Origin of the sequence: Kitasatospora sp. NPDC059327, from assembly GCF_042752535.1 — a bacterium.
In the GTDB taxonomy this organism is placed as follows: Bacteria; Actinomycetota; Actinomycetes; order Streptomycetales; family Streptomycetaceae; genus Kitasatospora.
This window is the reverse complement of record NZ_JBHYYB010000021.1, coordinates 24065-44138: the sequence shown is the minus strand read 5'-3', so window position 1 is coordinate 44138 and position 20074 is coordinate 24065. Positions and strand designations below refer to the sequence as shown.

General features: G+C 75.7%; 1 protein-coding gene (only partly in view). It reads right to left on the bottom strand.

What is annotated here, in order from left to right; all coding sequences use genetic code 11:
- Window positions 1-86: 86 nt before the first annotated feature.
- A protein-coding gene (locus tag ACFXHB_RS15435) for an EndoU domain-containing protein (protein ID WP_380574660.1) crosses the window boundary here: on the bottom strand, window positions 87-20074 show its 3' portion. Its footprint extends 12112 nt past the window's final position; the window shows 19988 of its 32100 coding nt (coding positions 12113-32100); the start codon falls outside the window, past its right edge; its stop codon occupies window positions 87-89.

The following is a 20074-nucleotide window of genomic DNA, read 5'->3' as shown; positions in this document are numbered from 1 at the left end:
ATGCAGTCCCTGTCGGCGGAACCGCCCGGCCGACAGGGCCACGGACGCTTCCACTCCGTACCTACGGCCCGGCCGGGCCCGGCGGTTCACCTGCGGCCCATGAGGGCCGAGAAGATGGTGTCCGCCGTCTCGTTCCCGGGCTGGGGCGGTGCGACCCGGAAGCCCCACGCCGCACCGGTGACGGTGTTGCCGGAGAGGCGGACGACCACGTCCACGGCCCTGGGCACGGACCGCAGCTCGTCCCGGAGCATCCGCTCCAGATCGGCCCTGGTCCGGCTCACCCACTCGGCGGTCGGGGGCGCGGCCGGGTCCCCGATCACTTCCAGCACGATCCGGGAGTCCTCCGCCCCGAGGGTGGCGACCAGGTTCCGGATCTGCCGGGACAGCCCGCTCCGGCCGTCGGCCCTCAGCGCGGCCTCGGTGAGACCGATCCGGTTCCGGTCCGGGACCGCGACCGGCTCCGGCGCCGGGGTGTTCTCCGCCGCCGGCCGGGCCAGCAGGGTGTCCAGCTGCTCGGCGGTCAGCACCCGCTCGCCGCCCGGAGTGGTGAGGGCGTCGACCGCCGTCCGGACGGCGCCCGTGCGCCCGGCGTCGTCCACCTGCTCACCGCGCGCGAGCGTCCGGACGGTGTCGAGCACGGCGTGCTCGCCGCTCTCCGCCCCGGCCATCCGGACCAGCCGGGCCACCGCGGCGGCCCGGGCCGCGATCCGGCCCTCGGAGAGCCCGTCGCCGGCCTGGATCTCCTGCTCCGTGCCGCTGCGCAGGAAGCCCTCGCCGTAGAGCAGCCGGCCGGCCCGCGCCGTGCGGAGCAGGTTCTCGTGGTCCCCCGGCCGCGTGGTGTCCCACCCGGCCGCCTCGGCGATCCGCTCCAGCAGACGCGGATCCGCCTCCCTGGGCCGCACCTCGCCGTCCGGCGCGTCGCCGTGGAAGACCAGGTAGCCGTCGCCGGGGATCGTGGCGGGAGTGGTCTCCCGCTCGGGGATGTCGACCATGATCGGCACGACGGCCCGCTGCGTGCGGGGCTCCTTCGTCCCGTCGACGAAGGTCACCTCCACCTCGACGTGCCCCTCGTACCGGGCCATGGTGGTGGGCACCTTGGCGTTGGCGAGCACCTGGCCGCCGGACGCGGTCGAGAGATCGTTCCTGCTCTGGTAGGCCAGATCGGCGTTCGCGGTGAACCGGCCGGCGAAGTCGCCGCCCTTGCCCCAGGTGGGGCCGAAGGTGAGGCGGCCGCCCGCCTGCAGCGAGCGCTGCGCGACACCACTGGCACCACCCGCGGTGCCGGCCGACGGGCTCATCTCGGCCCTGCTGTCGGTGCGCTGGTACTCCAGGTCCTTGATCGTCAGCCGCACCTCCACTCCGGCACCGTCGGCCAGGGCGACCGGGCCGATCGCATAGGTGGCGAGCCCGGTGTCCGGCCTCGGCGGGTTCTGCCCGCCCCCTCCGGCGGTGCTCGCCGCGCCGTCGGTGGTGCCGGCCGCGCCCTCGGTGGTGCCGGCCGCCCGCTCGGCCTGCTGGTGGACCGCCGTGTTGAGGTGCCCGGCGAGACCGACCGGGTCGACGATCCGCTCGACGGTGTCCTTGATCCGGTCCCAGCCGTCCGCGCCGAAGTAGGACTTCCCGGCGGCGATCACGCCCTGGAGGCCGTCCGCGCCGCCCAGCAGGCGGACCACGGCGGAGTCCGCCAGACCGCTCGACCAGAGACGGGCCGGCGGCTTGAGGACGACCCCGTCGTCCGTGCCGAGGTTCTCGGGCGTCCGGGGGATCCGGGTCCGCTCCCCCGGCCCCTTGGCCGCGAACTCGTTCGGGTCGGGCGCGGTCGGGCGCGGCGGCACGACGCCCGCGCCCCCGGGGGGCGTGGCCGCCCCCTCGGCCGGCACGACCGGAACGGCCGGCCGCGTCTCCGCCCGGTCCATGACGGTCTCGACACCGATCTTCCGGGTGAAGTAGCCGTAGGTCGTGCCGCCCGTCAGGGACCTGCGCTCGACGATGAAGTGCAGGGTCGCCTCGCCGGTGAAGACGCTGCCGGGGACCTTGGCCTTCGTCGCGTTCCCCGCACCGGAGCGGCTGGTCCGCTGCTCCTGGTGCTCGGCGCCGGTCGACCCGCTGAGCGAACCGCCCAGGTACCAGGTGCCGGCGCTGCCGGCGACCCCGCCCGCGACGGTGTGGCCGGTACCGCCGCCTCCGCCGGTCACCCCGTCCGCGGCGGCGTAGCTGTGCTCCACCTGCGCGCCCGTGTTGAACTCGGTCGCCCTGGTGGCACCGGTGTTCCTGAGACTGTCCAGCGAAGCCCCGATCCGGATCGTGACGCCCCCGTCGCCGATCACCACCCGGCGGCCCGCCATCATGGCCTTGAGCTGTTCGTGGACGCCGTTCGGGGTGAGCACGTCCAGCAGCTTGCCCCGGAGACCGGAGCGGCCGCGCCCGTTCAGCCACTCGGCGGCCGTCCTGCCGTCGAAGAGCCGCTCGCCCTCCGCCGCCCGGCCGAGGACGGACTCGCCGAAGCTCCTGGTGTTCCCACCGGGATCCCGGCGGTGCGGGTCGAAGACGTTGCTGACGTAGTCGGCGGAGCCCAGCACATAGGAGTTCTCGATGCGCTGCGGCACCCTGACCGGTGTCGCGTACGGCTCACCGGTCGGCGACGGCCGGTCGTGGACCGGCCGGACGACGGTCGCCGTGACCGGGATCGGGGCCAGGTCGACGTGGCTGTCGGGCAGGCCCGGGACGGCGACCCGACGGCTCGTGATCCGCACGTCCAGCGTCGCCCTCGTGCTGAGGACGTCGGCCGGCTCGGTCGTCTTGCCCCTGCTGGTCGTACTGCCGGCACTGTCGAGGGAGAAGCCCGTCGACACGTCGTCCCGGCGCACGTACCCGCCGCTGTTGTCCAGCGGCGCCGTCAGGTCCGGCGGGGTCGCCCTGCCGGTCCCGCCGATCCCGAGCAGGGACCGGTCGCGCTGGTCGTGGGAGATGCCGTGCCCGATCTTGTTCTGGGTGCCGGCCTCGGACTCGAAGCTGCCGAGCGTGTCGACGCGGCCGGCCTGGCCCGCCAGGCGGGCCGAGACGGTGACCTCGGCCTCCCAGAGCCTGCCGGCGACCTTCACGGTGACCTCGCCGCCCCGGCTGAGCTGGGAGAGGTTGGCCTGCAGGGCACCGGAGCCGAGCCGCTCCCCGAGGATCCGCGCGACGTCCGCCGGCAGCTTCCCGAAGCTCCGCTCCAGGTTCTCCACCACGGCGGTCCTGACCGCGCCCGCCCCTTCCAGCCGGTGGGTCACGTCCGAGGCGCTCATCTCGGGGTAGGGCACGTTCGCGTCGACCGGCGGATCCGCCGGCGCGGCGTTGCCCTGCCGGGTCCGGGTGAAGGCGGCACCCAGCGCGACCTCGTCCGCCGGCACGTGGTACTCGCCGACCCGACCGCGGTCGAGACTCACCTCGGCACGGACCGGTGCCTGGGCCACGAGCTCCGTGGTCCCCCTGCTCAAGGTCACCCGCAGCTGCACACCGGCGTCGAAGATGTCCTGCGGGAGCGCGAACTTGCCGTTGCCGTAGACCTTGTCCGAGGCGGACGCGCGGACACCGGTCCGCAGCCGCTCCTGGCCGCCCGCACTGCCGTAGCCCGTCCCCTGGTTCGAGGGGCCGAGGTTCACCTGTCCCTGGCCGACCCCGTGCCGGGATGCCACCCGGCGCTCCGAGCTGAAACTGCTGCTCTCGTTCTGCCGGGTGAGCTCGGCCCCGTCGCTCCCCCGCAGGTACGTCATGTCCCGCAGTTCGGCGGTCACGGTGACGCCGATGCCCCGCTTCACCAGGGCCGCCAACGCGGCGGACATCTTGGACCGGTTGAAGGACGCCAGGCCGAACTCCTCCCCGCGGGTCATCGACGTGAGCCGCGAGGCCACCATCGGCTGGCTGACCAGCTGCATCACCTCGGCCCTGATCTCCGGCCACACGTCTCCGAAGAAGACGGCCCCCTTCTCCTCCAGGTCCCTGCGCAACGCCTCGACCGAGACGACGTCCCGGACGACGACGGTCGAGTCGAGCCCCCCGCCGTCGGGCGACCAGACCGTCGTCGGAGGGTGCCGCAGCACCTGGTCCGGGACCACGGTCCGCTCGGTCGGGCCGAGGTCGGGCCGCTGGTCGGCCGCTGCCCGGAAGATCCCCTGGCCGTGCCGGCCGCCGGCCGCCCCGTCCGCCGCCGGGGCTCCGATCTCGCTCCGCGGGATGACGGTGCGGAACCCGACCGACTGCGTGACCGGGTCCAGGAAGGGCTTTCCTCCCTTCCTGACCACCACCCTGAGGTCGCTGAGCCCGTCGAAGACGACACCGGCCTCCTTGGTCTTGGTGGTCAGCCCGGTCTCCAGCGTGTGCCCCGAGATCTGCACGACGTCGGTCCCGCGTCGACCGCCCCCGGCCAACGACAGACCGGCGACGCTGTTGCCGCCGCCACCGCCGCCCTGAGCGTGCCAGAGCCCGCCCTTGACCTTCTGCCGGACGCTGGTCAGCTGGGCACCGGTGCCGACGTTGAACTCGGTGGTCCCCGTGGTGGAGACGTGCCGCATCTCCTTCACGGTGGCGGTCACCTCGGCCCAGAGGTCGGTACCGGGGACCCGGACGACCAGCGGCTCGCCGGACATCATGCTCTTCAGCTCCTGGTGGAGACGGGTGAAGTCCACCTCGGCCACCAGCCGGTCGGACAGCGTCCGGAGGTTGTCGGCACCCAGCTTCGCCTTGTCCTCGGCCGACAGCCCGTCGAGGACGCCCTCCAGCAACCGGCCCCGCCGCGCGGACGGGCCCCCGTCGTGCGGCGCGATCCCGGTGGTCGAGGTCGTCTCCGGACCGACCGGAGCCGTGTGGACGGCGGTCGAACCGCTTCCCACCCCCGCTCCGTCGTCCTCCGCCGTCGTCCGCGGCGGCGCGGTGCGCAGCGGCCGCATCTCGATGTCGTCGCCCCGCTGCTCCGTCCCGGTCCGGCGCGGGGCGTGCTCCTGCTCGACGGAGTAGACGTCCAGCAGGACGTGGGAGCCGCCGAGACGCAGGCTCCTGCGGACCGCCTCCGGCGGTTGCAGGGTCCCGGCCGCCGCGGCAGCGAGCGGCTCGCCGTTCCCGTTCAGCGTCTCCCGCAGCGGGACGGCGACCTCCAGGGGGATCTCCAGCGGCCTGGCGCCCTTCAGCTCCGAGGCCCGGGCCGCCGGGCCGTAGGGCCGGCGGTGCTCCACCGTCAGGTGCAGGGTCCCGTTGAAGACGGCGGTCGGCTCGGCGGTCTTCGCCCGGGAGAAGGTCCGCCCGCCGAGCGTCAGGCCGGCCCCGTTGACCCAGTCCCACTGGCGGCCGGCCGAGCCGAAGATCCGGAAGAACTTGGACAGACCCTGCTGGGCCTGCACCCCGAGACCGGCCCGCCAGCGGCGACCCGACTCCGTGGTCAGGGTCGACTGGCGGTCGGCGCCGTTCTCGTACTCGAACTTCTCGTCCCGGCGCGCGAAGGTGAGCCCCTCGACCCGCGCGTGGACCGCGATCGTGCCGTCGCGGGCGTCCGTGCCGATGGGCACGTGGATGACATGGCCCCGGGAGAGCGCGGTCAGCTCCGCCCGGAGACCGGCCGCGCTGAAGACCGTCTCGGCGAGCGTCTGCGCGAGCCGTGCGACCTGCTGCGGGTCACCGGGGGCGACCTCGGCGATCCTGGTCCTGATCTCCTCGACCAGGTTGGCGTCCCGCAGGCCCAGGCCGGTGACCATGTGGGCGGCGGACAGCACCCCGTCCGCGGCGACCCGGGCCGGCGGCCGTGGTCGCGCCAGTTCCTCCAGCCGGGCCGCCTCGCGCTCCCGCTCCTCCGTCTCCGCGTCCTCCCGCAGGCGCTGGGCCTCCAGCCGCCGGGCCTCCTCCTGCCGGGCCTCCTCCCGCTCCCGCTCCTCCGTCTCGCGCCGCTCCTCCTCCTCGCGCAGCCGCCGGGCCTCCAGCCGCCGCGCCTCCTCCTGCCGAGCCTCCTCCCGCTCCCGCTCCTCGGTCTCCGCGTCCTCCCGCAGGCGCCGGGCCTCCGCCCGCCGGGCCTCCTCCTGCCGGGCCTCCTCCCGCTCCCGCTCCTCCGTCTCGCGCCGCTCCTCCTCCTCGCGCAGCCGCCGGGCCTCGGCCTCCTCCTCGCGCAGCCGCCGGGCCTCGGCTTCCTCCTCGCGCAGGCGCCGGGCCTCGGCCTCCGCCACGCGCCGGCGCCGGGCCTCCTCGTCCTGCGCCCGCTGACGCCGCACCTCCTCCTGCTGCTGACGCCGCGCCTCCGTCTCGGCCTCCTCCTCCCGCAGGCGCCGGGCCTCGGCCTCCGCCACGCGCCGGCGCCGGGCCTCCTCGTCCTGCGCCCGCTGACGCCGCGCCTCCTCCTGCCGCTCCTGACCGCGCGGCACCTCCTCCTGCTCCCGGCGCCGGGTCTCCCCCTCGTCCTCACCCGGGCGCCGGGTCTCCGCCTCCGCCACGCGCCGGCGCCGGGCCTCCTCGTCCTGCGCCCGCTGACGCCGCGCCTCCTCCTGCTCCCGCCTCGGGGCAGGAGTCCTCGGCTCGGAGTCGGCGTCGGAGTCGGCCCTGGGCCGCTGCCCGGTCACCGCGGCGTCGGCATGGGTGAAGTCACCGGGCCCGTGGCGCTCGACCACCACGACGCGCCCCTCCTCGGGACCGAGAGCGATCATCGGCTCCCTGCTGCCGGGGGTGCGCCACCGGTCCAGCACCTCGATGCGGACGCCCAGCGCGTGCGCGGTGACCGAGGCGAGCAGGTCACCGGCATCGCTCCGGCCACGCGCGGCCCAGTGCTCCACCGCGGTGAGCAACTCGCCGTGCACCTCGTTCCACGGCCCGGGCCGCAGGTCGAGCCGCGCCGCCCAGCGCTCGTAGATCCCGTAGGCCTCGCGCGCCAGTTCGGGATCGTCGCGCAGGCGCCGATCGACGACGTCCCGCAGTTCGGCCGCGGTCGCGGTCCGGCCGTGGGACGGTCCCGCCGACTGGTCGCCGAGCGGCTCCCGGAACAGCTCGGGAGCACCGGCGATGACCGCGTGCAGGACGGAGAGCCCGTCCCGCTCGGCTCCCCCGGAAGTGGTCGACGCGGACGACGCGCTGGTCCGGGCCCTGGCGATGGGGCGGGGTGCGGCCGTCTCCTCACCGGCCGGGACGAACACCTGGGCGTGCGGTGCGGTCGTCGACCGGTCGCCCTGCTCCGAGTTGGCGAACTGGAGGGTGTGGCCGGCTCCGGAGCCGCCACCCAGCAAGGCGTTCAGGTCGAGGAACTCGTCCATCGCCGTGTCCCCGTCCGCGTCCTGGTGCGGCGGAGCGACCGTCATGTCGACGTCACCCGCTCCGTGGGCCTGGGGCGGGGCCGGAGGCAGCGGCATGTACGCGGGTGCGTCCAGCCCGCTCTGGTCGAGGGACGGCCGGAACTCCCCGAGCGCGCCGTTCCACAGCTCGCCCTCGATCCGCACGCCGCCGTACTCGCCTCTCCAGGTCAGCACGTCCATCCCGTCCCACCTGGTCAGACCGGTCTGCCGCGGGTTCGACGCGTCCGCGGTGAGCACGCCGGCCCGGCGCGCCTGCAGGTACGCCTGGTCGGCCGCGTACGCGGCCTGCTCGGCCGTCCAGTGGGCGGGGAACATGGTCCGCCGGATCTCGGTGAGCGGTGCCATCCCGAACTGGCCGGCCATGATGACGTCCTCCGGCCGGGTCGTCACCGGCTCGACGGTCTGGTAGGTGCCGTTGCGGCCGCGCCCGCCGGGGACCTCCGACGCGAGGGGCGACGGGTGCAGGTGTCCCCCGCTGCCGTCCGGCGCGCCGTTGCGCTCCGCCTGGTGGAAGCCGGCCCGCGGCGGCAGACCGGTCCCGTCGGCACCGGCGGCGGCGGTCCCGCCCGTGATCGCGTGGACCCGGTCGATCGCCGCACTCAGAGCGCCGACATGACCGACCGTCAGGGCTCCGGCCGGGTCCGCGCCGTCGGGGAGCAGCCCGGGCCGCTCGGTGTGGAAGACGGCCCCGCCGATCTCGTGGGCGAGTTCGTGCGGGCTGCTGGACAGGTTCCAGCTGTGCGGGCCGAGCTGCGCGCCGCCGGGGTGGACGACGACGCTGTGGTTCGCGGGGCCCGGAGCGTCGGTGAAGACGACCGCGACCCGCAGCCGGTCGCCGTTGGGCAGCCGGTGCCCGGTGTTGTAGATCTCCTGGACACCGAGCGCCACCCGGCCGCGCAGCTGCTCCAGCTGCCCGGCGGTGTTCGGGTCGTCGTGCCTCAGCAGTGAGGTGTCGAGGTGGATGCTCACGGTGGCCTCGGTCTCGGTTCCGCCGTCCGGCAGTTCGAGCCGGCGTACGGTGAAGAGCCGCTCGCTCCCGTGGGACTGTCCGGTGGCGTCGATGTCCACGAACGAGCCGACCGCCAGGAGGGGTTCCAGCTCCCGGGGGGTCGCCGTCCGGGAGATCGGGCGTCCGAGCGTCTGACCCGGGTCGCCCCAGAAGTCGGTGATGGCGCCGTTCTCCACCCGCACGTTCAGCCGCACGCCGAGGTACGTCCTGCGGTGGACGACCGGGTCGGGTGCCCCGGGGAGGGCCTCGCCCGTGGGCCGACCGGGCGTGGTGGTCGTGAGCAGCCGCGCCGCGTAGTGGCGGTCCTCCTGCGACCACTCACGGGGAAGGCCGCGCCCGGCCTCGGCGGACAGCACGGGCGCGAGGTCCGCCGTCCCGGCCGGCAGCACGGCCCGGTTCACCGTCGTCGGGCGGTCGCCGGTGCCGGGCACGCCCGGCTCCCGCAGCGGGTTGGCGTCGACCGGGAGCTCGACGCCGCCGGCCCGGCGGATGTACCCGGAGAGGTCTCCGCCGGAGCGGAGCAGGAGCTCGGGCACCAGGGTGACGAGGTCGACCGGCTGCTGGAGCCGCACGGAGGAGTGTGCCCCGTCCGGTGTGGCGGTGAACTCGATCCTCAACCGGGTCAGCGTGCCGCCCGGCGCGAGGCCGCCGACCGCGGCGTCCACGGTCTGCTGCACGGCCGCCCGGTACGCCTCCACCTGCTGCGGGGTCGCGTCCGGGTGGACGGCCAGGTGCACCGGGACCGTCAGTTCGATGCCCGTCTGCACGGTGTCGAAGGTCACCCAGTCGACCGTTCCCCGGAGCGGCCGGTGGTTCCCGCCGAGGAGTCCGTCCCCGGCGGGCAACAGCACCTCCATCCGGCCGTTCGACTGCGGCACGCCCTCGACGGGCCACCGCGTGTGCCACGGCGCCAGGGGCTGCTCGGCGACCGGGCGGTGCACCAGGTGCTGTCCGTCCCGGACCAGGCCCTCGATCAGCACGCCGTCGGCGAGCCCCGTCCAGTGGGTGGTTCCGTCCGCCCGGGTCTCGGTGTGGAAGCGGTTCCAGTAGGCGTCCCGCACCCGGTCGTGCAGGACGGAGGGCGTCCACGACCTGGGGTAGAAGGTGTGCGGCCGGTCGTCGGGGAGCCGGTGCCAACGGGTCGGCAGCTCCGCCATCGGCGAGCGCGGGTCGACCCGCGGGTCCAGGAACCAGAGGTGCGCCCGGTAGGTGCCGTTGGGGTTCTCCGGCAGCTGGTCACCCTGTACCAGACCGCGTTCGCGGCCGGAGCCGGTGGCCGGGAAGTGGTGCGCGCCGGTCAGCGTCTGCCGGTCCCCGTAGCGGCCGAACTCCTCGACCCGGTAGCCGAGGTCGCGCGGGGCGGTGGAGCGCCACGGCAGGTAGGCGGGCGCCTCCAGTCCGCCCTGGTCGGCGGCGGGCCGGAACCACAGGAAGTTCTCGCCCGTCACCCGGCCGAGGCGGTCGCCTCCCCTCAGCTCGCCTTCGATCCGCACCCCGGCGTACTCGCCGGTCCAGTGGTACACGGCCGGCCCGAAGTCGTCCGGGCGCAGGGTGACGGCGTTGGTGCGGCGCGCGTGCAGGTACGCCTGCTCGGTCGCGTACACCGCCTCCTCCGCCGTCCAGTGGCTCGGGAACATGGTCCGCGTCGGCCTGGCCCGGGGCGGCAGCACGGAGTCGTCCATCGCCCCGGGGGGCGGCGGAACGGCCGTGGTCCGGGGCGGGAGGTCGACGTCGCCGGCCCGGCCGGCGCTCCCCGCCCGCCACCGCTCGGCCGGGCCCTCGACGGTGTAGGTGCCGTTCCGGTGCCGCCCGCCCGGCAGCGGTTCGGGGCGGGGCCCCGGCGCACCGGGCGGCGGGGCGAGGTGGCCGCCGACGCGGTCCGGTCCGTAGAGGGCCTGCTCGATCGTCCCGGCCGTGAACCGGGCCCGCCTCGGCAGGCGGCCGGCCGGGGGCTGGGCGGCGGGCGGGCCGGCCGGGGGCTGGGTGCCGTCCGGACGCGGCGCGGCGAGCGGGTCGGGGACCGGCCGCAGCTGCCGGTCGATCACCGCGCCGATCGCGCGCAGGTTGCGCGGGGCCAGCACCTGGGTGCTGTCGTGCGTGGTGGGACCGGCGAAGGGGTTCGCCTCGTCCAGCAGGTAGCGTCCCGAGGGGTCCTGGTGCTGGGCCGACATCAGATAGCCGTCGGTGTAGACCGTCTCGCGCCGCGTCCGCCCGGACGGCCGGTACTCGTCCGCGAGCCCGAGCACGTGGCCGAGCTCGTGGGCGATCACGTTCGACTCCAGGCCCAGGTGCCAGAGCGCCATGTGCGGCCGGACGTCCTGGCCCGCGACCCGCACCGTGTGGTCCGCGTCCTCGGGGCGGTCGCTGAACGTGAGCTCGAACCGCAACTGGTCACCGTTGGGCAGGCGCTGACCGAGGTTGTACGCGTCGTCGACGCCTTCCAGCGCGCGCCGCCGGAGCTCCGTCAACCGCCGCCCCACCCGGGGGTCGGCGGTGTCCAGCCCCGCGGTGTCCAGGTGGACCGCCACGGAGACCACCGTCCGGGTGTCGCCGTCGGCCAGTTCGACCCGGCGCGCCCGGAAGGACTGGAACCGCTGGCCGTCCATGTCGTGGCGCAGCGGGTCGTCGTGCGTCGCCGGGCGCACCGTCGCCTGCGCGAGTACCCGGGTCTCGGCCGGCTCCGGCCGGCCCGCGGCCGCCCCGGACCGCTGGTGCGCCTCACCCCAGAAGTCGGTGATGAGGCCGTTCTCCGTCCGGACGTTGAGCCGGACTCCGGCGAACTCGCCCCGGTGGACCATCGGCGCCGTCAGGAGGAAGCCTTCCTCCCCGACCGCCCGGCCGGGCCGGTTCCGGGCGATCCAGTCCGCGGCGAACCTGCGCTCCCCGGCCGTCCACTCCTGCGGCAGGTGGCGGCCCGCGTCCGGCTCCGTGACGGCGAACCGGTCCGCGGGAGCGTCCGCGTGTCCGGTCACGAGGCGTGGTGCGCCGGCCGGAGCGGACGGCGGCAGGGCCGCTGCCCGGTCCAGCGGGGGCAGCGCCAGCGAGTCGGCGAGCTCCAGGGTCAGGTCGCGGGGGCCCCGGACGTCCAGGGCGTCGACGACGGCGGCCAGCGGCCCTTCGAGCCGCGGCCCGTCCTCACCGACCCTCACCGGCACGGCGGCCTCGGAGGGCAGGTCGGTGAACCTCAGCCGCACCCGGTGCAGCCGGTCGTCGGCCCCCGGTCCGGGCAGGTCCGCCCACAGGCTCGCCATGAAGTCGTCGGAGTCCGGCCGGATCCGGTCCTGGCCGGCCTCCACCGCGCGGTCGACCCGCCGGTCGAAGAGGGTCCGCAGGTGCTGCCGGGCCGCTCCGAGCTGCCGGTCGGACATCCCCTCCGCGCCCTCCAGACGCACCGTGACGGTGAGTTCGACGCCTTCCTGGCCACTGCCGAACAGCACCCGTCGCACGCCCACCGGGTGTCCCCCGCCGGTGGGGTCGGCGCCGATCAGGGTGCTGGTCCGGGCGCCGCGCGCGACCACCCCGGCGTCGTCCCAGGAGTCGTACCGGCCGTGCGGCTGGTGATCGGACGGCCGGTGGTAACGCACCGTCCCGTCGGGCGCGCTGATGCCCTCGATCCGCACCCCGCCCGCCTCGCCGACCCAGTGCACGCGGCCGTCGGCGGACGGTGTCGACCTGAGCGGGTCGGCGGCCGCCCCCAGCACGTGCGAGGTGGTCTCGAAGGCGCTCCAGCTCTCGGGGTAGTAGGCGTGGCCCGGCGCGTTCGCGTCCCGCTGGTTGCGGGACGGGAACCGGGTCAGCGGCGAGGCCTGGTCGATGCCGGGCAGGGGCGTCCAGTCGTGCACCCGGCGGACGGCGTTGTGCTCGACCACCGACGGCGGGCCGGGCCGGCCCCGGTCCGGGCCGATCAGCGGCGGTTCGCCGCCGATCACGAGTGCCTGCCAGCCGGCCCCGTACCCCTCGACGTGGAAGAGCCCGGGGGTCTCCTCGGCCCGCCCGGTGGACAGCTCGTGGCCGGTGGCGGCGCTGCCGTCGTAGTGGTCGACCCCGTTGTGGTAGACCGTCACCGGGGTGCCGTCCAGCGGTCCGAAGCTGTTGCGCTCGGACCCGTCGTGGTTCAGCACGCGCAGCCGGACCCCGAGGGCCTGGGCCAGCGCGGGCGGGAGCATCTCACCGCTGTCGGCGGCCCAGTGGGTGTCCCACTGCCGGACGGTCTCGCGCAGGGTGGCGGCCTCCACCTCCGTCACCCGGACCTGGTCCGACTGGAGGAACTCCTGGAAGTGCGCGGCGGTGCCGCGCGGCTGGGTCCCGACGAAGTCGGCGAACGGAGCCGCCAGGTGGTCGGGCACCTGGAAGACCCCGACGAGGTGCAGGCGCGATCCGGCCACGATCCCCGGCGACAGCTCCGCGACCGGCGTCCGGTCCAGGTAGTCGCCGACGGTGGCGCGCAGGCTCTCCGCGAGGAGCTCGGGCGTCGCGTCGGCGGCGACCGTCCTGCCCCGCAGGGCGAGCGCGTTGTGCACGGTGTTCGGGGCCGTGGCCGCGACCGCGTGCAGCAGGCAGCGGCCGTCCCCGGCGACCGTGACCAGTCGGGGCCGCGCGGCGGCGGCCTCCGCCGCGCTCAGCGGCAGGTGGGGGAAGCCGCCCTGCTCGCCGGGGTGCGGCACCGGCACGTCGAGCTGGGGCGGGAAGGTCTGGCCCGGCTCGCCCCTGAAGTCGGCGATCAGGCCGTTCTCCACCCGGATGGCGAGCCTGACACCGGCGTACTCTCCCCGGTGCACCCCGTCGGGGACACCGTCCCCGCCCGGCAGGGGCAGCTGCTCCAGCACCCGCAGGGCCACGTGCCCGGCGTCGACGGCGTTCCACTCGCGCGGCAGTCCAACCGCCGTGGCCGTCCACTCCGGGTGGGCGAGCGCCTGGTTCAGGGCTTCGGTGAGGCGGGGCCGGAGTTCGGCGCCGCCGATCAGCGGCACCACCGCGGGCGGCCGCTCACCCGGCCGCAGCGGGCCCGGCTCGCGCAGATCGGTGGGGCCGTGCAACGGGAAGGCCTCGGCCAGCACCTCGGTGAGCGGGCGTGCCTCCCGGACAAGCCGGCCGGCCTCGGTGAGGAAGGCGTCCCGGCCGCCGACGATCCCCAGGCCCCCGAGGAAGGCGGCCGGCGGGGTGGTGCCGACGGGGTCGACCGGGACGGAGGTGTAGGCGCCGGCCGGGTCGTCGGTGAACTCCAGGCGCAGCCGGACGAGCATGTCCCGGTTGCCGTCCGGACGCCGGGCCGCGGCGTCGAGCCGCTCGAAGGCGTGCCGGTCGGCCAGCTCGACCAGGCGCTCCCGGGCCCGCTGGATCTGCTCGTGCGTCATGCCGGCGGTGGGTTCGAGGTGGAGCCGGAGGGTCACGTCGAGGCCGTGCTGGCCGCTGTCGAAGAACACCCGCCGGGCCACCACCGGGCGCCCGCCGACCTGCAGCGGGGAGGGTTCGGCGTGGCCGACGACGTGCTGGTCGTCCCAGCGGTGCAGGGCGGGCGCCGGCTGGTCGGCGGTGGGCCGGTGGGCCAGGTGACGGCCGTCGCGGATCAGCCCCTCGATCCGGACGCCGTGGGACTCGCCGACCCAGTGGACGGTCCGGCCGTCCGGCAGCGCGACCCGGTTGAAGGCGTTGGCGTGCGCGGCCACCACCCGGCGGAGCACCTGCTCGGACTCCCAGCTCCGCGGGTACATGGTGCGCTCGGCCGTGTCGGCCGAGCGGTGCCAGCGGGTCTCGAACTCCGCCATCGGCGAGCCCACCCGGACCCGGGGGTCGAGGAAGTGGGCCACGGCCCGGTACGTCCCGTTGTGCTCGGCCGGACCGGCGTCCACGAGCCGCACCCCGTGCAGGCCCAGCAGCTCCTGCGGCGTGTGCCCGGTGGCGATGTCGGTCAGCTCGTGGTGGAGGCCGGTCAGGGTCTGCCGGTCGCCGTACCGGAGGACGTCCTCGGCCCGCTGGCCGAACGGCCCCGGCCGCATCGGCGGGGCGGGCACGAGGGGGCCGGCCACCAGGCCGGCCTGGTCCTCCGCGGGGCGGAAGGAGAGGAACTCCCGCCCCGGCTCGCCGCCCGCGATCCGCACCTCGCCCTCGATCCGGACGCCCGCGTACTCGCCGGTCCAGCGGTGGGTCGCCCGCTCGGGGCCGAAGGTGCCCGGCGTCCCGTCCAGGGCGACGACGCGGTTGGTGCGGCGGGCGTCCAGATAGGCCTGCTCGGCCGCGTAGACCGCGTCCTCCTCCGTCCAGTGCTCCGGGAAGAGGGTGCGGCGGCGGGGCTGTGCGGCGGCGGCGGCCGAGACGGCGAGGTCTCCGGCCACGGCGCCGGAGAGGTCGCCGCGGGGCCGCCCGGCGGCCGCCGGGTACTCGACCACCAGGGTGCCGTTGTCGTGCGTCCCGACGGTGCGGGTCGGGCGGACCCGCTCGGAGCCGGGCGGCGGCAGCAGGTGCCCGCCGGGCTGCCCGGTGTCGCCGTACAGGGCGGTGCGGCGGACCTCCAGGTCGAAGGCGGCCCGGGCCGGCGGGGCGCCGACGGCCGTGGGCTCGGTCTGCCACCGGCCGAGACCGCGGTCCACGGCCGCGTTGATCTCGCGCAGGTGGCGCGGGGCCAGGGCCGCGGTGGCCCGGCCGCCGTCGTTGGGGATGCCGGCGTCGACGTCGATGCCGAAGCGGCCGAACTCGTCCAGGTACTGGGCGGCCATCAGCCGGCCGTCGCTGTGCCGGGCCCAGTTGAAGCGGTCGACCCTGCGGTACTCGTCCGGAAGGCCCAGCCAGTGACCAAGTTCGTGGGCGATCGACTGGCCCGGGAGGTCGTGCCGCCACTCCACCATGTCGTCGCCGCCCGGGACCGGCCCGGGGTGGAGCACGACGGTGTGGTCCACCACTCCGCCGGCGGGGGCGACCTCGACGCGGACGATCAGCCGGTCGCCGCCGGGCAGCCGGTGGCCGACGTTGTAGACCTCGTCGACCCCCTGCTGGGCGCGCTGGGCGAGATCGCGCACGGTCGCCGCGTTGGCGACCGGGTCGTCGCCGAGCAGCCTGGTGTCGACGCCCATCCGGAGGACGAGCTCGGTGGCCCGCTCCCCGTCGGGCAGGAAGCCGCGCCGCGCCTCGAAGGAACGCAGGGCACTGGCCGAGAAGATGCCGGACTCGGGCGCGTTCGGCGCCCCGACGAGACGGGCCGACGCGTACCCCTGCCGGAGCGAAGAGCCCGACGCGGCGGCGAGCGGGTCCGGGCCGAGGCCGCCGAGGAAGTCGAAGCCGCCGAGATCGCCGAGGAAGTCCAAGCCGCCGGGGGCGTTGGGATCGAAGGGCAGGGCATGGGGATCGAAGGCGTTGAGAGCGTCGAGGGCGTTGAGGTCGAACGGGCCCAGGCCGAGGTTGTCGCCGGCCAGATCGAGGCCGTCGAACAGGAGGTTCGCCAGCTGGCTCTCGGCCGGCAGGGGAACGGCCTCGGCCATGTCGATGTCGCTCTGGCCGACCGCGAACGGCATCAACTCGTCGCCGTCCTGGCCGAACTGGCCCGGCTGGTGCGGGCCGCCCCCGCTGCCGGAGCCACTCCCGCCCTGGCCGCCCGGCTGGTTGCTGCGGGAGGGTGACACCTCGGTCATCTCGACGTCCGAGGTGTCCGAGGCGTCCGAGAAGTCCGACACATCCGACATGTCGGAGGACTCCGAGCGCGGCGTCGTGGGCGGCGTCCCGCCGTCCGGATCGTGCCGGTACTGGTCGATGCGCCCGTCCACGGCGCGCACCACGAACCACTCACCCCCGACCCGCCCGCTGTGGATCGTGACGCCCGGCTGCCGCGGGTCCGGCACCCCCGACTCGTTGGCGCGCACCAGGTGGGCGGCGTACCGGCCCAGCTCGCGCGACCAGTCCGCGGGCAGGGCCGGGTCCGGGTGCAGGAGGGAGGAGGGGCCGAAGGAGGCGTCGACGTCGTCGCGCAGGGCCCGCAACCGGTCGGTGGTGACCGGGCGCTCGGCCGTCCCCGGCGTGCCGGGCTCGCGCAGCGGCTCCGCCGCGCCGGCGGGGCGCAGCCGCCAGCCGGTGGCCGGCGCCTCGTCGGCGAGGTCGCGGATGTATCCGGGGATGTCCCCGTCCGCCGCCTCGATGAGGCGGGGCAGCAGCGCCTGGAGGTCGATGTCGTCGTCGTGCGGGACCCGCAGGCTGGAGTGGGCCCCGGCCGGGTCGTCGGTGAACACCACCCGGAGCCGGACCAGCGGCTCGTCCCCGGTGGACAGGCTGTCGAGGTGCGCGTCCAGCGAATCCTGCACCTCGGCCCGGTACCGGGCCCGCTCCCCGGGGGTCGAGCCCTCGGTGCGCAGGTGGACGGCGGCGGCCAGCTCGATGCCCAGCTGGCCGCTCTCGAAGCGGAGGTGACGGATCGTCACGGCGACGTCGCTGTCGGGGGTGACGGTGGTGCGCCGCTCGGCCGACCGCGCCGCCACGGCGTCGTGACGCCACTCGGGGTGCGCCCGCTCCGGCTGGTGGGCCGTCGGACGGTGGGCCAGGTGCAGGCCGTCCCGGGTGAGCCCCTCGATCTGCAGGGGCAGCGCCTCCCCGGGGAGGTGTGCCAGACCGACCCAGCGCTCGGTCCGGCCGTCCGGCAGCCGCTCGACGGTCGCGTCCAGGTAGGCCTCGTGCACCGCCTGCTCGACCCGGGAGGGCAGCCAGGTGTCGGGGTAGAAGGTGTGGGTCTCCTGGTCCGCGCGCCGGTACCAGTGGGACGGCAGTTCGGCCGCCGGGGTGCCCGATTCCACCATCGGGTCGAGGAACCAGACCGCCGCCCGGTAGGTGCCGTTGGCGTTGGTCTCCACCCGGTCGCCGACCTCGGTGCCGTACCGGCGGCCGGACTCCTCGGTCGGCCGGTGGTGGGCGCCGTCCATGGTCTGCCGGTCCCCGTACAGGGTCAGGTCGGCGATCCGCTGGTCGAACGGCTGACCGGTCCGCCGGTGCGGCAGGTAGTCGGGCGTCTCCAGCCCGCGCTGGTCGTCCGCGGGGCGGAACGAGACGAACTCCGAGCCCCGCAGCTCGCCCTCGATCCGTACGCCGCCGTACTGGCCGGTCCACCGGTGGCCGAGGCCGCTCTCGCGGATCCCGCCGTTGCGGCGGGCGTCGAGGTAGGCCTGCTCGGCCGCGTACACCGTCTGCTCGGTGGTCCAGTGCTCCGGGAACATCATCCGGGTCGGGCGGGACCGGCCGGGGGTGTTGTCGTCCGGGGCGCGGTGCGGTACCTCGAAGGACTCGTCCCCCAGGCCGACCGTGGTGCGGACCCGCGCCCGGTAGGTGCCGTTGAGGTTCTCCGAGCCCGGGACCGGCTCCGGCCGCTGCCGCGCGGCGCCCGGTCGCGGTGCCAGGTGGCCGGTCTCGCCCGGCCGGAGGCCGGACAGGGCCTCCTGGCGCGTCTCCAGCCGGAACAGCGCCCGGTTCGGCAGGCCGTCGGAGGCGAACCGGTCGGCGTTCGACCGGCCGTCCGCGTGCCAGGCGCCGTTGACGACGGCCCCGAGCTGGCGCAGGTTGCGCGGCTGCAGGAAGCGTTCCCGGTTCTCGGTGTCGACGCCGAACGGGTTGTCCTGTTCGACCTGCACGCGGCCGGAGGGGTCGATGTACGTACCGCCCATCAGGCCGCCGTCCGGGTACACCGCGCGGGCCCCCTCCACGGCGTCGCGGTACTCGTCGGGCAGGCCGAGCTGGTGCCCGAGTTCGTGGACGATCGTCGTCTCGGTGGTGTTCAGCCCCCAGGTGAGGTTGTCCTCCCGGTCGAGATCGGTGCGCACCTCGACCGTCACGTGGGGGTCGTCGTCGGGGTCGACGAACCGCAGCCGCACGCGCAGCCGGTCGCCGTCGGGCAGCCGCTGGCCCTGGTTGAACAGGCGGTCGACGCCGTCGTGCGCCCGCTGCCGCAGGTCCTCCAGCCGCTGGGCGGATCCCGCGAGCGACAGGTCGACGTCCGCCACGTCCAGGGTCACCCGGATCGTCAGCAGGGTCTCGCGGTCACCGCCCGGCAGGTCGTTGCGGTGGATGTCGAAGCCCTGGTGACGCTGGGTGCTCTCCAGCTGGAGGGCGGCGTCGTGCAGCGGAACGACCCGGACCGGGGCGTTCCGGGCCCAGAAGTCGGTGATCCGGCCGTCCTCCAGCCGGATCTCGATCCGCTGCCCGGCGAACTCGCCGCGGTGGAACACCGTCCCCGTCGCGGCCGGGAGTTCGCCCCGGCGCTCGGCGTCGGCCATGATCCGGTCGGCCGCGTACCGGGTCTGTTCGACCGTCCAGGTCTCGGGCAGGCCGCGGCCCGCCCGGTCGGAGAGGTCCCGGGTGGGCCAGTGCGGGAGCGCGTCCTCGGCGCCCGCCACCCAGTGGGCCCCCGGCGCGACCTCGACCCCCGCGGGCCGCTCCAACAGGTACCCGGGGTGCCGCTCGGCCGGGGGCAGGACCAGGGCGTGGGCCTCCTCGTCCAGCCGCGGCGCGACGGATTCGAGGCGGCGTTCCGCCCGCTCCATTCCCTGGGTGTTGACGCCGCGCAGGAACGGCGGCACCAGCTTCGTCGAGTCCGCGTGCCGCGCGGTCGGCATGTCGACCCGGAACGAGGCCGCCGCGGGGTCGTCGGTGAACCGCACGTCCACCCGGACCAGGCCCGGCAGACCCACCTCGCGCCGCTCGACCAGCTCGACGAAGCCCACGATGAACCGGCGGACGTAGTCCTGGCGGCGCGCCAGCACCTCCGGCGCGGTCCCCTCCGGCACGCTCACGTGCACCCGGGTGACGGCCTCGAAGCCCTCCTGCCCGCTGTCGAACAGCACCCGCCGGACCGACTCGATCCCCAGCCGGCCCCGCCGGTCGGTGCCCTGGTGGTCGGAGCGGTGGACCACGCCGTCCTCGTTCCAGGCCCGGTACGGCGCGTGCGGCTGGTCCGGCGTCGGGCGGTGCGTGAGCAGCGTCCCGGCCGCGTCCCTGGTCCCCTCGATCCGCACGCCGCCGGACTCGCCGACCCAGTGCGTGCGGCCGTCCGCCAGGGGCGTCTGCCGCAGCGGCAGCTCCGCCGCGGCGCGCGCGTGCGCGAGGGCCGTGTCGGCCGTCCAGTCCCTCGGGTAGTAGACGTGGCCCGGGGCGTCGTCCGGCCGGAGCCAGCTCGACGGGAAGTGGGCGAGCGACGAGCCCTCCTCGACGTGGGGCGACAGCGACCAGTCGTGGACCCGTACCGTCCCGTTGTGCTCCACGACCGGCTCCGGGCGCAGCGGGCGGTGCTCCGGGCGCAACAGGCCGGCCGGGCCGCCGTCGTCGTGCCGCGGCCGGTGCCAGAGGCCGTCCAGGTCCAGGTGCAGCGAGGGGGCGGGTTCGGGCCCGGTGTGCGCGACCGGTTCCGGCGCGTCACCGGGCAGCGGCATCGGCGCGTGCAGCATCTGCGGGTCCGGCCGGTCCTCGCGGGGGCGGGGCCGGTACTGGTCCGCGAAGGCCTGGTCCGGCGTTCCGTGGAAGTCGGTGATCCGGCCATCCGTCAGTTCGACCCGGAGCTCGGCGCCGGCGAAGCGCCCCACGACCACGTCCGTCGTGCCCGGGGGGAGGTCGGCCTGCGCCGCGACCCTGCGCGCCGCGTGGCGCCGTTCCACCGCCGTCCACTCGGGGGGCAGGCCGCGGCCCGCGTCGGCGGCCAGGCCGGCCGCGAAGGCCGGCGCGTCGGCCAGTCCCACGTCCTCGCCGGCCTCCAGGCGGGTCACGGTGTCCGGGCGCTCGCCGGTGCCGGGGGTCACCGGCGGGC